The 15,152-nt window shown below is 38.0% G+C and carries 14 protein-coding genes; 3 read left to right on the plus strand and 11 right to left on the minus strand.

The features are described 5' to 3' along the window. Positions 1 to 254: 254 nt before the first annotated feature. The 10 genes from mnmG to BZZ03_RS07820 all read right to left on the minus strand — a co-directional run bounded on the left by mnmG (position 255) and on the right by BZZ03_RS07820 (position 11,175). A complete protein-coding gene (gene mnmG, locus BZZ03_RS07775) occupies positions 255 to 2,129 on the minus strand; it encodes a tRNA uridine-5-carboxymethylaminomethyl(34) synthesis enzyme MnmG (protein WP_019294347.1) in 1,875 nt (624 codons plus the stop codon). Positions 2,130 to 2,283: 154 nt separating this feature from the next. After that, positions 2,284 to 2,832, minus strand: coding sequence for a hypothetical protein (locus BZZ03_RS07780; protein WP_019294348.1), 549 nt, complete (start codon positions 2,830 to 2,832; stop codon positions 2,284 to 2,286). Positions 2,833 to 2,974: 142 nt separating this feature from the next. Then, positions 2,975 to 3,346 carry a DUF1033 family protein gene (locus tag BZZ03_RS07785; protein WP_017370585.1) on the minus strand — a complete coding sequence of 124 codons (372 nt, stop codon included), beginning with the start codon at positions 3,344 to 3,346 and terminating at the stop codon, positions 2,975 to 2,977. A gap of 85 nt (positions 3,347 to 3,431) precedes the next feature. Further along, positions 3,432 to 3,833, minus strand: a complete 402-nt coding sequence (locus BZZ03_RS07790) for a Mini-ribonuclease 3 (RefSeq protein ID WP_017370584.1) — start codon at positions 3,831 to 3,833, stop codon at positions 3,432 to 3,434. Next, complete coding sequence (cysS, locus tag BZZ03_RS07795; protein ID WP_086582947.1) at positions 3,826 to 5,178, minus strand: cysteine--tRNA ligase; 1,353 nt, start codon at positions 5,176 to 5,178, stop codon at positions 3,826 to 3,828. Before cysS ends, BZZ03_RS07790 begins: the two co-directional genes overlap by 8 nt. Continuing rightward, positions 5,162 to 5,761, minus strand: coding sequence for a serine O-acetyltransferase (gene cysE, locus BZZ03_RS07800; protein WP_017370582.1), 600 nt, complete (start codon positions 5,759 to 5,761; stop codon positions 5,162 to 5,164). The genes cysS and cysE overlap by 17 nt, the downstream gene beginning before the upstream one ends. A gap of 63 nt (positions 5,762 to 5,824) precedes the next feature. Next, positions 5,825 to 8,104: a polyribonucleotide nucleotidyltransferase gene (gene pnp / locus BZZ03_RS07805; protein ID WP_086582948.1), complete on the minus strand. Its 2,280-nt coding sequence runs from the start codon at positions 8,102 to 8,104 to the stop codon at positions 5,825 to 5,827. A gap of 354 nt (positions 8,105 to 8,458) precedes the next feature. After that, positions 8,459 to 9,235: an ABC transporter ATP-binding protein gene (locus BZZ03_RS07810; protein WP_086582949.1), complete on the minus strand. Its 777-nt coding sequence runs from the start codon at positions 9,233 to 9,235 to the stop codon at positions 8,459 to 8,461. 1 nt (position 9,236) lies between these two features. Beyond that, the gene (locus BZZ03_RS07815; RefSeq protein WP_086582950.1) at positions 9,237 to 10,256 is read right to left on the minus strand and encodes a FecCD family ABC transporter permease; all 1,020 of its coding nucleotides are present in this window, start codon (positions 10,254 to 10,256) and stop codon (positions 9,237 to 9,239) included. Next, on the minus strand, positions 10,234 to 11,175 hold the full coding sequence (locus tag BZZ03_RS07820; protein ID WP_086582951.1) for an ABC transporter substrate-binding protein: 942 nt from the start codon (positions 11,173 to 11,175) through the stop codon (positions 10,234 to 10,236). The genes BZZ03_RS07815 and BZZ03_RS07820 overlap by 23 nt, the downstream gene beginning before the upstream one ends. Positions 11,176 to 11,606: 431 nt before the next feature. Here BZZ03_RS07820 and BZZ03_RS07825 point away from each other — a divergent pair, with 431 nt between their 5' ends. Further along, positions 11,607 to 12,572, plus strand: a complete 966-nt coding sequence (locus BZZ03_RS07825) for a ribose-phosphate diphosphokinase (RefSeq protein ID WP_017370577.1) — start codon at positions 11,607 to 11,609, stop codon at positions 12,570 to 12,572. A gap of 192 nt (positions 12,573 to 12,764) precedes the next feature. Here BZZ03_RS07825 and BZZ03_RS07830 read toward each other — a convergent pair whose 3' ends face one another. After that, the gene (locus BZZ03_RS07830) at positions 12,765 to 13,139 is read right to left on the minus strand and encodes a hypothetical protein (RefSeq protein WP_017370576.1); all 375 of its coding nucleotides are present in this window, start codon (positions 13,137 to 13,139) and stop codon (positions 12,765 to 12,767) included. A 509-nt stretch (positions 13,140 to 13,648) separates the two neighbouring features. On the opposite strand from BZZ03_RS07830, the gene BZZ03_RS07835 reads away from it, so the two are divergent. Both BZZ03_RS07835 and BZZ03_RS07840 read left to right on the plus strand, forming a co-directional pair. Beyond that, the gene (locus BZZ03_RS07835) at positions 13,649 to 14,710 is read left to right on the plus strand and encodes a cysteine desulfurase family protein (protein ID WP_225210210.1); all 1,062 of its coding nucleotides are present in this window, start codon (positions 13,649 to 13,651) and stop codon (positions 14,708 to 14,710) included. Positions 14,711 to 14,713: 3 nt separating this feature from the next. Continuing rightward, positions 14,714 to 15,058 carry a DUF1831 domain-containing protein gene (locus BZZ03_RS07840; protein WP_017370574.1) on the plus strand — a complete coding sequence of 115 codons (345 nt, stop codon included), beginning with the start codon at positions 14,714 to 14,716 and terminating at the stop codon, positions 15,056 to 15,058. Positions 15,059 to 15,152: the final 94 nt, after the last annotated feature.

Consider the following 15,152-nt stretch of genomic DNA (forward strand, 5'->3'; position numbering starts at 1 on the left):
TGACAGTTGGTATACAAGAAGTTAACTTCTCGCATATAGTCATTCTACTTTATTCAGTTTTCAAAGGTCTATCGCTCTCGTAAGAGATACGCTCTCTCGCGACAACTATTATATTCTATCAAACTCACTCTGTTCTGTCAAGAATAAACTGTGATTTTTCTCCCTTTTTTTTACACTCGTTCGGAAAACCCCGCCGTTGTCACGTTTAAAGACTATAAAAAAACCAGACACTTTGGGGGCTGGTTTCTTGTTTTTTATCTTTTTCCTTCAAGATAAACCATCAAAATGGAAATATCGGCAGGATTTACTCCTGAAATACGACTTGCTTGGCCTAAAGTTTCAGGATTTATTTTCTTGAATTTTTGGCGTGCTTCCGTTGCGATACTGTCTAATGCATCCCAATTCATATTTTTAGGAATGCGTTTAGCTTCTAAACGGTGCATCTTTTCAACTTGTTCTTTTGCTTTTTTGATGTATCCCTCATAGGTAACTTCTGTTTCAATAAGTTCAATAACAGTTCGATCAAGTTTCTCAGAAGATTCACCGACAAATCTAACTACATCAGAATACTTCACTTCAGGACGTTTTAAAAATTCAATACCCGTCAAAGCATCTTTGATTGGCCCAAATCCCATCATCCCAAGTTTTTCTTGCGTATCGGCAAGTGGTTTAAGTTTTTCTTTATTGAGACGAGCAATCTCTGTTTGGTAAGAAGTTAGTTTATCTTGGAAAGCGTCCCAGCGTTCGTCACCAACTAAGCCAATTTCTCGTCCAATAGATGTCAAACGCATATCTGCATTGTCATGGCGTAAAATCAAACGATATTCAGCACGAGAAGTCAGTAAACGATAGGGTTCTAAAGTTCCTTTAGTCACAAGATCATCAATCATTACACCGATATATGCATCACTTCGTTTAAGGATGAGCTCTTCTTTACCTTGAACTTTAAGACTTGCATTGATTCCTGCAACCAAACCTTGTCCAGCTGCTTCTTCATAGCCAGATGTACCATTTGTTTGTCCTGCAGTGAAAAGTCCTGAAACTAGTTTCGTTTCCAGTGTTGGACGGAGCTGGTGAGGTAATACCACATCATATTCGATAGCATAGCCAGTACGCATCATTTTTGCATCTTCTAAACCAGGAATAGAACGGACCAAATCAAACTGAACATCTTCCGGTAAACTTGTGGATAAACCTTGGATGTATACTTCTTCTGTATTCCGCCCTTCTGGTTCTAAGAAAAGTTGGTGACGGGGCTTATCTGCAAAGCGTACAACTTTATCTTCTATAGAAGGACAATAACGCGGGCCGACACCTTTGACAATCCCTGAAAACATTGGAGCACGGTGCAAATTTTCTTGTATAATCTCATGTGTTGTCTTACTTGTATACGTCAGCCAACAAGGAATTTGCTCTGTAAGGTAATCTTCATCTTTTGACAAAAAGCTAAAGTGATTAGGCTTTTCATCCCCTGGTTGAATCTCTGTCGCATCGTAATTAATACTTGATGAGAGTACACGTGGTGGCGTTCCTGTTTTAAAGCGTCCAATTTCAAAGCCCAAATTGCGTAAGTTATCAGCCAAGCTGACAGAGGCTAGCGAATTATTTGGTCCTGAGGAATATTTAAGCTCACCGATGATAATTTCACCACGTAAAGCAGTTCCTGTAGTAACAATAACTGCTTGGGCAGCATACTTCGCCCCCGTTGTAACTTTTACGCCTGTTACTTTTCCATCATCAACCAAAATTTCTTCGACCATAGCTTGACGTAAGGTTAGATTCTCTTGATTTTCTACTGTATGCTTCATTTCTTGCGAATATAGTGCCTTGTCTGCTTGTGCACGTAAGGCACGGACAGCAGGCCCTTTACCGGTATTCAACATCTTCATCTGAATATAGGTCTTGTCAATATTTCGCCCCATTTCGCCACCTAAGGCATCAATTTCACGAACAACTATTCCTTTGGCAGAACCTCCGATTGAAGGATTACAGGGCATGAAAGCAACCATGTCGAGATTAATTGTTAATAGAAGGGTTTTGGTGCCCATACGAGCTGAAGCGAGTGCTGCTTCTACACCAGCATGTCCCGCGCCGATCACTATGACATCATATTTTTCTTGAAATTCCATAATTTCTCCATTTTTACAAAACAAAAAGCCAAAGCCAGTGAAAAATACATGCTAAAAAGCACATATCTTCCCGAGCCTTGACCATCGAGTTTTTATGATAGGACTATTTTAACTCTTTTCAAAAATTTTTTCAAGAGTATTTTCCTATTTATTTTTACGATACTGCTTCACCATCACGATACAAGACCAACGAAGCAAGTTCCTCTACTGTTCGTGCTGAGCCTTCTGGTAGTATTCTGTCTTTTTCTCGAGATGTCGGATCATATTTGCCAGAATAATCAATCGTGCCGTTCCTTAATTTGACCGGAATAGGTGTGCCTTTAGGATATATTTCAAATCGGGAACCATTTTCAGGAGCAATACCTTCCAAATACATCCACAAATAAATCTGTCCTGTTTGTTCATTTATACCTCCATATTGGAGATAAAAATCCCGTTTCTGCTTCGTCACTTTTGAATCCAAAACACGTGCTCTTCTGCCATCAATATCACTTTCATAATTAACCCAATCCCCATGAATAGTTTCAAAATTTCCCATCTTTATTTGCTCAATATTAACTGTTTTTGCTGGGCTGTATTGGTCTGCTTTCGCAAACTCTATTGTTGGCGCGACAACAGAATGTTCATCCTGTTTCACAGCAAAAATTAAAAGAACAGCAGTAAGAACTAATGTAACGTCTGTGATAACAAGCAGTTTTTTCAAGGAAAGCTCCTTTCCATTTCGATTAGAATTTGATTATAAAATAATTATAACAAAATAACTTAATCTTCAATAACGTTTTACTTGGAGACTTTTTGACATTAAAAGACTTCTAGCTTAATGGCTAAAAGTCTTTTATACTTGATTAATTTTTATCCCAAAATTTATTACAAAATTTAGGAGGTAATTCTCCAGAAGATTTACCATACGCCCAGCGTTTTTTCTCTACTGGAAGTACATGCCAATCTTCTAAAAGCATCAAACTTTGATAGCGTTGGAGATATCCTGCGCATTCTTCACACCAGATCTCATCTCCACTTCTCCAGAATGCAGCTAAAAGGTCATCTTGGCTTTTAAATTCTTTATAGCTTTTTGCCATTTTTAGCCATTCACTTTTGTACTTTTTCAAAGCTTGATAGAAGTCTTCATATTCATCTACTGATTGAATATCTTTTTGCCAGTCTTCAAAAAACCACCATGGTTCATCATAGCCTGACATTGTGATTACTCTATACATATTTCTTGTCCAGCTTCTTTTCTTTAATATACATCTCTTGTTATGTATTGTAACGAAAAAATATGCTTTTGAGAAATATTTTGCACTATTTTACAGATATGTCAATATTCTTAATGCAAAACGCAGCAAACTCCTCTAAACGTTCGGTCTTTTTAGTCAAGTGTAAGAAACCTACAACTGCTTCGAAGCCTGTAGATATACGATAAGTCACAACATCTGTGTTTTTCGCTGTTGTTTTAGAGTGCGCATTACGCCCACGCTTGAAATAAAGAAGTTCCTCTTCTGTTAGAAAGTCAACATCTTCCATTTTACGAATTAAGGCAGCCTGTGCTTTAGCGGAAACATATTGCGTGGCTTGTCGCTGAAGTTCTCCAGGTTTGGTTAATCCTTTATCGAGGAGATAATCTCTAACGAAAACTTCATAAACAGCATCTCCGATATAGGCGAGTGCTACACCATTTAATAACTCTGCATCTTTTTTATTCACGATGCCACCTCACACCTTGAGCAGTATCTTCAAGCACAATCCCTTGTGCCTTTAATTCATCACGAATCTTATCTGCCTGTGCAAAATCTCGTGCTGCTCTTGCCGCTTGTCTTGCTTCGATTAAGTCTTCAATTTCAGCATCTAATCTTGTATCTTGATTTTCAAAACGCAAACCGAGAATTAAGAGAACATCCTCAAAGAAGGCTTTAACTTCTAATCCACCATTTCCCTTATTTACCCAAGTGATAAAGTTATAAAAAACAGTTAAACCATTCGCAATATTAAAGTCCTCATCCATTGCTGTTTCAAACTCTGCTTTGAATTTAGCAAGAACTTCTAAGTCAGCCTGACCTTCTACTTCAAGATTGCGGTAAGCATTTTCAATCTTCTTGACATTATTTTCTGCATCTTGTACGGCTTCATCTGTAAAGTTAACAGGTCGGCGATAATGAGTCGTAGCCAAGAAAAAGCGGAGAACTGTTGGACTTACTACGTCGAGCATTTCATGCACGGTTTTAAAGTTTCCTAAAGACTTAGACATTTTTTCACCGCTAACATTTACAAATCCATTGTGCATCCAGTAGTTCACAAATTTTTTACCTGTTTTAGCTTCTGATTGCGCAATTTCATTGGTATGATGAGGGAACTCCAGATCAGCTCCTCCCGCATGTATATCTAAAGTATCCCCTAAAAGGTCACTGCTCATCACTGAACATTCGATGTGCCACCCTGGACGTCCTTCACCCCAAGGGCTTGACCAAGAAATTTCGTCTTTTTTCGCGGATTTCCATAAGGCAAAATCCGCTGGGCTTTCTTTACGTACTGTTTCTTCATCTGTTCGACCAGAAGCGCCTTGCAGCAGTTCTTCTAAATTTTTATTTGCGAGCTTAGCATAACCTTTTGATTTTGCAACACGGAAATAGACGTCGCCTTCGGCTTCGTAAGCGAACCCTTTATTCATTAAATCTTGAATAAAGGTAATCATCTTGTCGATATAGTTAGTAGCTCTTGGATTTACCGTTGCACGTTTAACATTGAGAGCATCTGTATCTTGATAAAATGCGGCAATATATTTGTCGGATAATTCAAGTGGTGTAAGATGTTCCTGAGAGGCTCCTTTGATAATTTTATCATCAACATCTGTAAAGTTAGAGACGTAAATCACTTCAAAGCCTCGGTATTCCATATATCTACGGATTAAATCGAAAGCAACAACAGATCGTGCATTCCCGATATGGATATAGTTATAGACTGTTGGTCCACAAACATACATCTTTATCTTATTTTCTTCGAGAGGATGGAACTCCTCGATTTTTCTTGTCATTGTATTATAGATGTGAAGCATGGTAGCTCGCCTCCCTTTTTTCTTCTATGGACGAAATTTTCTCTGAGTCTTTTTGTCCCTTAACTCGAACAACTTTTGCTGGAATACCTACTACTGTAACTTCAGGTGGGACATCACTTACGACAACAGCACCAGCACCGACTTTGGCATTTTCGCCAATTTCGATAGGACCAAGCAGCTGTGAGTGTGCTGATATTAAGGCCCCCTTACGCACCGTAGGGTGACGTTTTCCTTTATCTTTCCCTGTCCCTCCAAGGGTTACTCCGTGATAAAGTTTAACATCTGTTTCTACTATCGCTGTCTCCCCGATAACCAATCCAGAACCGTGATCGATAAAAACTCCGTGGGCAATCGTTGCTCCTGGATGAATTTCGATTTGTGTCCAAAAACGCCAAAACTGTGAATTCATACGCGCCCAAAGTTTAAGGTTATGTGTCCACAGCCAATGACTAAAACGATGTGCTGCTAAAGCTTTTACTCCCGGATAAGTCAAGAGAACTTCTAGCCCAGTTCGTGCAGCAGGATCATTTTCTTTTGTGACACGGATGGCTTCCTGCCAAAAGCCTCTCTTTTTATTTTTCATATTCATTTATTATAGCAAAAATCTATAGGAAAAGCGCATTACACTGCGCCTTCCTCCTTTTTATCACTCTGGTCGAGTTGTTGATAATTCTGGAAACTCTTCATCTATGACTGATGCTTTGCGTTCTCGGCGCTCAAATTTAGGACCAGAAATTTTTTCTTTATGATATCCACGGTGACCATTACCGTTCTTCCCATTACGACGTTCGCGTGGCTTATGCTCAGGTTCTTCATAGCCTTCTGGTTTTTCTAGCAAAGCACGTACTGAGGCATCAACACGACCTTTATCATCAACTTTTGTAATCTTAACTTTAACAACATCTCCAAGCTTCAAAGCATCTTCTACTTTGTTTGTGCGATTCCATGCAAGTTCTGAAATATGTACCATCGCATCAGTATGGCCAAAAAGATGAACAAATGCACCGAATTTTTCGATTCTTACAACCTTTGCTTCATACACATCGCCGACTTTGGCTTCGCGGACCAATTCTGTAATGATTTCTTTCGCACGGTTAATCGCTGTCTGATCAGGAGAAAAGATAGAACAAAGTCCATCTTCATCGATGTCAATTTTGACTCCTGTTTCTTCGATGATTTTGTCGATCGTTTCGCCGCCCTTACCAATAACAACCTTAATTTTATCCGCATCAATTTTAATCGTATCAATTTTAGGTGCAGATGGTGCAAGATTTGGACAGGGTTCCGAAATTGTGGCTTCAATCACATCTAATATTTCAAAGCGGGCGCGTTTTGCTTGTGCAAGTGCTTCTGCCAAAATTTCGGCAGTAATTCCTGAAATTTTGATGTCCATTTGTAAAGCAGTAATTCCCTCGCGTGTACCAGCAACTTTGAAATCCATATCGCCAAAGTGATCTTCCAAACCTTGAATATCTGTCAAAATAGTATAGTTGGAGCCGTCTGAGATTAAGCCCATAGCAATTCCAGCTACTGGCGCCTTGATTGGTACTCCTCCAGCCATCAAGGCTAATGTTCCTGCACAAATCGAAGCTTGTGATGAAGAACCATTTGACTCTAGTACTTCCGCAACTAAACGTACAGCATAAGGAAATTCTTCAAGTGACGGCATAACTTGCTCAAGCGCACGCTCACCAAGTGCACCATGCCCTATTTCGCGGCGACCAGGTGCACCATAACGTCCAGTTTCTCCCACTGAATACTGCGGGAAATTATAGTGGTGCATGAAACGTTTTTTATATTCCAGATCCAAGCCATCAATGACTTGTGCTTCCCCCATCGGAGCCAGAGTCAAAGTTGACAAGGCTTGCGTTTGCCCACGTGTAAAGAGAGCTGAGCCGTGTGTAATTGTATTCGGTGTAAAGTCGATTTCTGCTTCTAAAGGACGAATCTCATCGACTTTACGACCATCAGGGCGAATTTTATCCTCTGTTATGAGGCGACGGACTTCTGTATGTTCCATTCCCTCCAGAATCTCAGAAACATCACGCATAATGCGCTCAAACTCTTCATGTTCGGCATAAGCTGTTTCATATTCTGCTTTGACACGATCTTTAACAGCTTGAGTGGCCGCTTCACGCGCAAGCTTTTCTTCTACTTGTACAGCAGCTTGTAAGTCTTTATTATAGTCTGCAATAATTTGGGCTTTCAATGTTTCATCAACACGCAAAAGTTCAACTTCTGCCTTGTTCTTACCAACTTTGGCTACAATCTCATTTTGGAAAGCAATAAGTTCTTTAATTGCTTCGTGTCCTGCAAGGAGGGCATCGAGCATGATTGTTTCTGATAGTTCCTTTGCACCTGACTCTACCATATTGATCGCATCAATATTCCCAGCGACAGCAAGATCCAAATCAGACTTTTGCATCTGTGCAACATCGGGATTAATGACAATTTCACCATTGATATAGCCCACTTCAACACCCGCAATCGGACCGTCAAAAGGAATATCTGAAATAGCTAATGCCAAGGAACTTCCAAACATCGCTGCCATACGCCCACTTGCATTTTCATCATAAGAGAGTACAGTATTGATTACTTGTACTTCATTTCGAAAACCGTCAGCAAACATTGGGCGTATAGGGCGATCAATCAACCGGGCAGTCAGAGTAGCATAAGTGGATGGTCGTGCTTCACGCTTATTAAAACCTCCAGGAAATTTTCCTGCGGCATACATTTTTTCTTCATAATTAACTTGCAAAGGGAAAAAGTCACCGTTTGCCATTTTTTTCGACATGGTCGCTGCAGTTAGCACGGTTGTGTCTCCATAGCGAACAATAACTGCGCCATTGGCTTGCTTGGCAACTTGACCTGTTTCAACAACAAGCTCGCGTCCTGCAAAATTCATTCTGAAAGTTTCTTTTGTCATGTTTTCTCCCACTTTTCGAGATTTCAGTGCTTCTCATTTCTATCCAAAAATCAATTTGCTTTCTCAAAAGTAAACTCATTTTTGTATAGAATAGCACTGTGCTCATTATACTATATTTTTGAGGATAAAAAAAGCTTTGTAAGAGCAATCTATAACGGTTTTAGGCATTCGGGCGCCACAAAAGAAAACGCTCACTTTCCAATGAAATTTTTAACTTCTCTTATAAAAAGGATTGTAAAAAATAATCATTCTCTTCATACAAAAAAAAGCAACTGTACGTTGCTTTTTGGTAAAGGTATATTTTTACTTTAAGTATCTCAATACATTTTTCCATTGTATCAGCTAAGCAGATAACTATTCTCGCTTTTTATCCATTTCATGCCAAAATTTATGTTTTTCAAGCATATAAGCAAGAACATCGGTTTGGTAAACTTGCTCCAAAAAACTTCTAGAAAGTACTTCGTTTGCTTTTCCTTGTTTTACTATTTTTCCCTCATATAAAACTAGAACATTTTCTGAAAAAGACAGAGCTAAATTAATATCATGAAAAACAGCAATGATGATTTGATTTTGAGCAAAATACTCATCAATATTGCGCAACATTTCTAGTTGATAATAAATATCCAAATGATTATTGGGTTCATCCAATAAAACAATCTGAGGGTTCTGTAATAAAGTCCGGGCTAAAAAGACACGCTGCAGCTGGCCGCCAGAAAGTGTTGACAGTTGTTGATCTTTTATCGTATCCAAATCAAATGCGGCTATTACTTCGGCTACACGTGCTTTATCTTGGGCGCTTGCCACTGCCATAAATCGTTTTCTCAGCTGGGTGTAGAGTCCCATCATCAAAGTTTCGTAGACGGAATAAGAAAAATATACAGCTGGATTTTGAGAAAGAAGAGCCACTTTTTCTGCTAATTCAATTCTTTTTAATGTGGTCAATGATTGTTCGTTTAGCTCAATTTTTCCTTGATATTTTAGCAAACCAGCTAGACTCTTTAAAAGCGTTGATTTCCCACTACCGTTTGGTCCTAAAATTGCTAACCTTTCCCCTGCCTTGACAGAAAAATTAATATCAGAAAGAATCTCTTTTCCCGAATACTCAACCTTCATATTTTCAACTTTTAACATCTCATACTTGTCCTTTTCTAAAGAAAATATAGCAGAAAAATGGCGCACCAATGAGGGCTGTTACTGCTCCAATTGGTAATTCTCTTGTTTGGAAAACACTTCTTGCTACAGTATCTGCAAGAACACAGAGCAGGCCGCCTATAAGTGCTGAGCTTGGAAGAACCCACTTATGTGTCGCACCAAACAAACGACGAGCGATATGAGGTGCAATCAAATCGACAAAACCAATCACTCCCGTCATTGCTACGCTGGCTCCTGTGAGCAAAGTCGATAAGCTAATTAAAATAACTTTCGTCCGTTTGACTTCTACTCCTTGACTCAAAGCAAAGGTATCACCAAAACTCAAAATATCCATTTCTCGGTGAAAGTAAAGTAAGCAGACGAAACTAAAGACAAAGAGTAAAGTGAGGAGCTGTACGTTTTCCCATGAAGCTCCTGAAAAACTCCCCAATTGCCAGAAAATGATACGTTGCATATAATCCGGCGAAAAGGTCATCATTAAAGTTAAAAAAGAATTAACAAACAAAGAAAATACCATTCCCACCAAAATGATAGTTTGATTATCTAATGATTGGGAAAATTGTTGAGCAAAGAGTAAAACGATAAAAACAGTTACAAATCCAAAAGCAAAGCCCGCAAGGCTCATCGAAATAGAAGTGCTCATAAAATTAATACCGAGTAACATCACAGTCGAAGCGCCTAATGAAGCACCTGATGATACGCCTAAGGTATAGGAAGAGGCTAAAGGATTTTGTAAAAGTGATTGCATCACTGTTCCACTAGCACCCAAGGCTAATCCGACAAGAAAGCTAAGCAAAATCCGAGGCATGCGAACTTCAAGAAGAATACTTTGCAAAAGAGGAGCAGAATCTTTCCCTCTGCCCAATATCATATTCATTAAATCACCGACTGATATCGGAGCACTTCCTATTTGAAGGCTTAAAAGCATTGCCAGTAAAGACAGGGCCAAAAGCATCACAATAATGCTTATTCTATTCTTATTTGAAGTTTTTGAATACATCAGGATATACCGCTTTTGCCATTTCTGTCATTGCTTTTATTACATGTTGATTAGGAAGCGAGCTTCTTTCGTTATCAATAGAATAAACGGCTTTATTTTTTACTGCCTTCACTTCTTCCCAACCTTTCAATTTTAAAATGTCGTTAATAGGATCCGGAACATATTCAACATTTGTTAATATTACATCTGGATTAGCCATAATTGCTGCCTCTTCTGAAACTTTGATGGCTCCTGTTTCTTTGACCATCACATTCTCAGCTCCAATTGTTTCAATCATTTCATTGATATAAGTGTCCTTTCCCATACTATAAATTTCTGGGGAAGCCGCGATTTCAAACAGAACCCTTTTCTTATGATTTATTTTTGCAGCTTGTTCTTTAAAAGCAGAGATATCCTTCTCCATCTGACCAGTAAGTTGTTCTCCTTTTTCTTTTTGGTTTAAAGCTGTCGCCACGAGACGAATATTGTTTTCAATTTCTTTAAAATTCTTTTCAGTAGGTAGGACGACAACACTCGTTCCTTTATCTTGTAGCTTCTTAATTTTATCTTCCGATTGGAACAGGGTCAAATCACTCACAAATAAAAGTTCTGGCTTGAGCGCCATTATTTTTTCAAGATCCAAGTTCATAAGGTCTGTCTGCTGCACATTTTCCAAACCCTTAACATACTTGGGGCTTTGCGTATCTACAGCAATGAGTTTATCTTTTTGCCCCAGATCGTTAATCACTTGTGTCACCGCAGGTGAGAGTGACACAACTCTCTGAATATTGTTGGGAATTTTTACTCTCTCACCTTGTGGTGTCGTAATTTCAACTTTAGATGAGTTTGCTTCCTGAGTCACGTGTTTATTTTTTGTACATGCTGATAGACTAACCACCATAAACAGCAAACCAATTATCGTTAGTGTTTTCTTTTTCATTTGTTCTCCCTCACTAAAAAAAGCTCTCATCATGTAAAGCCCTTATTTTTGAAACCAAGGCCCTTGCTAACAGTGTCACCCACAAATATGACTTAGTCTGGTCCCTCACAGCCATTTAAGTGCTGCTAAGAAGTTACCCTCTTTCCATACTTGCCGCTGTTCTTGTATTATTTTTATTTATCTCATCTTGAGACATAACATTCCTCTTATTTTACCATGTCCACACTTAACTTCGGTAACTAAAACACTTGGCTTACTACAGAGGATATATAAGATAATGAGACAACTCTAAATATCAAACATCTTCCATTAAAAATTTTTTTATTTTAACCATTACCTATATAACGTGAAACCTTTCACGTAAATAGCGCTATGAAATCCCCCTCAAATTTGATAGAATAGACATATCATAATATTATAGGAGAAAAACTGTGACTTATTCTGACGCACAACTTAAACTTTTTTCACTGAACTCGAATCCTGAATTAGCTGAAAAAATTAGCAAAATTATGGATGTTCCTTTGGGGAAAGTAACTTCAAAACAATTTTCTGACGGAGAAATCATGATTAACATGGAAGAAAGTGTTCGTAATCATGATGTTTATATTATCCAGTCAACAAGTTGGCCAGTCAATGACAACATTTGGGAATTGTTGATTATGATTGATGCTTGCGTCCGTGCATCTGCACATTCAGTCAATATCGTTATGCCATACTTTGGTTATGCGCGTCAAGACCGAACTGCTTCAAGCCGTGAACCAATCACAGCTAAGCTTGTAGCTGATATGCTCGTCAAAGCTGGAGCAGATCGTGTACTCACTTTAGACATCCATGCAGTTCAAGTTCAAGGTTTCTTTGATATTCCTGTCGATAATCTCTTTACTGTACCGCTTTTTGCTGAGTACTACATGAATAAAGGGTTGTCTGGCGATGACGTTGTCGTTGTTGCACCTAAAAACTCAGGTATCAAACGCGCGCGTAGTCTTGCGGAATATTTAGAAGCTCCTATTGCCATCGTTGACTATGAAGATGACGATGCAAAACGTGAAAATGGTTATATCATCGGTAATGTTGAAGGGAAAAAAGTTATTCTTATTGATGATATCCTCAACTCAGGTGTAACATTCTCAAATGCTGCTTCTGTCGTGCGCGAAGCAGGTGCTGGAGATGTTTATGCCGTAGCAAGTCACGGTCTCTTCACTAAAACGGCAGCTGACTTACTTGAAAAGTCTGGAATTTGTGAAGTTCTCGTCACAGACTCGGTAGCTACTAAAAATCGTAAACCTAACAATGTAAAATACCTTAGTGTCGATAAACACATGGCAGATGCAATTCTTCGTATTCATGAAGGACGTCCTGTATCTCCGCTCTTCAAATTTGATAAAAATCAAGACTAAAGTCTATTCTGAACAATATTTAAGTTCATTCAGCACCAGCTTTTAGCTGGTTTTTTTATATGAAAAAAAGCCACGCTGGCAAAACGAGACTTCATATTCAGGAAATTTTTATCGATATTTTGATTTGCCATATCCAATATATCATATTTGCTTATCAATAACGTTACCTTTTGTTAACAGAGCTAGAAATGGTTAGCTATCTCTTTTTTTATCATTCTTTTCTTTATAATTTTCTTCCTTTATTTTTTTGTCCTCAAGAGTAAATCCTTTTGATTTGAGATAGAGAAAGAGTTCTTGAAATAATGGATTGATTTGACAAATGAGTTGAAGCATTCGTGCAAAGAAAAAAAGTAAAGAACTATTGATAACAAATTCTATTTCATGGTTGTACATTTTTACATTTGAAAACTTGTAAAACTCGAAAACACCCCAAAAGATTGCTATCGTTACAACATCAATCACTATTCTTTTCTTCAAAGGCGGATCCATTTTTTCGCCATCCTTGAGCCATGTTAATCCTAAAATAATTACAATTAATGCCGAGATACCTAATAAGTTATATTCCATTTGTCTGCTCTTCCTTTCCTATAAGACTGTTTACCAGCTTAAATTTATTATATCCTTCATTATTAGATTGTTCCACTTCGTTTAAAAAATTATACTTTAGCCTTTGTCAGTGTTATAATTGGTATAGGCAGATCACAATAATATAATTAATACATCTTTCAAAGGTCACCTCTCTGCCTAGGTGGCTTTTTTCATAACCTGTACTTACTTTAGTCACTTCTTTCTCCTCTTATAACTTCATTTATCTAAAAAATTAGCGGAAGCGTTCGAATTTCAGAAAAAAAATATAAAACATGGTAATATAGAGATAATGGAAACTTACGATTATCATTAAGCTTTCGTATAGAGTACATAAATGAAATACACACATTTATTAAAAGGTTAAGTTAATAGAACCTTACATGTCCTTGAAATAAGACTTTTAATAGAAACTCGAAAGAGAGGAAAGAACAATTATATATCTAGATAATGCCGCAACAACACCGATACTTCCTGAAGTTGTTGATGTCATGACGGAAGTTCTTGCTAACAATTTTGGCAATCCGTCCAGTACGCACACTTTTGGTCGCCAAGCGAGCCAACTCGTACGTCAGGCACGAGAAACAGTAGCTAAGGCACTTCAAGTTTCACCTGGAACAATTACTTTTACTTCCGGCGGAAGTGAATCCAACTCCACCGCTTTGGTCGGTTACGCTTTAGCCAACCGTCAAAATGGTAATCATATTATCACCACTGTCTTAGAGCATCCATCAGTACTTAATGCCCTTGACTACTTGAAAACACGTCATGGCTTTGATATTACTTTTGTTCAACCCAAAACTGATGGCTCATTCCCCGCCCAATTGATTGAAAATGAATTGCGGGAAGAGACAATTCTTGTTTCAATGATGATGGCCAATAATGAAACTGGGCAACTACTTCCCATCAAAGAAGTGGGGCAACTTTTAGAAAATCATCAAGCTGTTTTTCATGTTGATTCAGTACAAACAATGGGTAAAATCCCCGTACATCCTGAGGAGCTAAAAATAGATTTTCTATCAGCTAGTGCTCACAAATTCCATGGTCCAAAAGGTGTTGGCTTTCTTTATCATCGTTCCGGACTAAAATTTGACAGTATTATACACGGCGGCGAACAAGAAGAAAAACGACGTGCAGGTACAGAAAATCTTCATTCTCTTTTGGGTATGGCAAAAGCACTACAAATTGCAACAGATAACATGAGTGCTAATTATGCCCATGTTGAAAAACTGAAAGCTTCACTTCTAGACGATCTTGCAGATATTGAGTATTATACACACGAATTTGGTCCGAGTATGCCACATGTTGTAAATATCGGGTTCCCAGGGAAAAATCATGATTTATTACTCGCAAAACTTGATCTTGCTGGTGTGGCAATTTCAACTGGTTCAGCCTGCACCGCTGGAACAGTTGATCCTTCTCATGTTCTCGAAGCTGTATATGGTAGTGAATCACCAAAACTTAAAGAAAATATTCGTGTTTCTTTTTCAGAACTCAATACTGAAGAAGAAATTCACAATTTTGTTCAAACACTAAAAGAAAGGGCACTATAAAAGATGGCTTTTATTACTGAAAAAAAACTTGAGGGCTGCAAATACAGCTACACATTATCACCAAAAGTTAAGAAATTTACTCTCAAAGACACAACTTTTTCTCAAAATAATATTGGAAACTTTGAATTTAAACGTATACTTGAAGAAGTTCCAAATTCTGGTCAAGGTTTTCTCCTTAAAATTATTATTAATCCTGATTTAACAGGTTTTAAACTATCAGTTACTGATAAATCTGGATTACGTAATGTGAATATCTTTAAAAATGCTAGCGAAATTATCCAAGAAAAATTTTATTTCCAAATGGATACTTTTGTTGATCGTGAAATCTTTATTAAAAATGAAGTCTAAAAAAACTCCCAAATGGGAGCTTTTTTATTTTCTAATCTCAAACCCATTCATCAAAAAAACCTCACAAAATGTGAGGTTTTTTTAGGAAGTGAGT

The organism is Lactococcus petauri (assembly GCF_002154895.1).
In the GTDB taxonomy this organism is placed as follows: domain Bacteria; phylum Bacillota; class Bacilli; order Lactobacillales; family Streptococcaceae; genus Lactococcus; species Lactococcus petauri.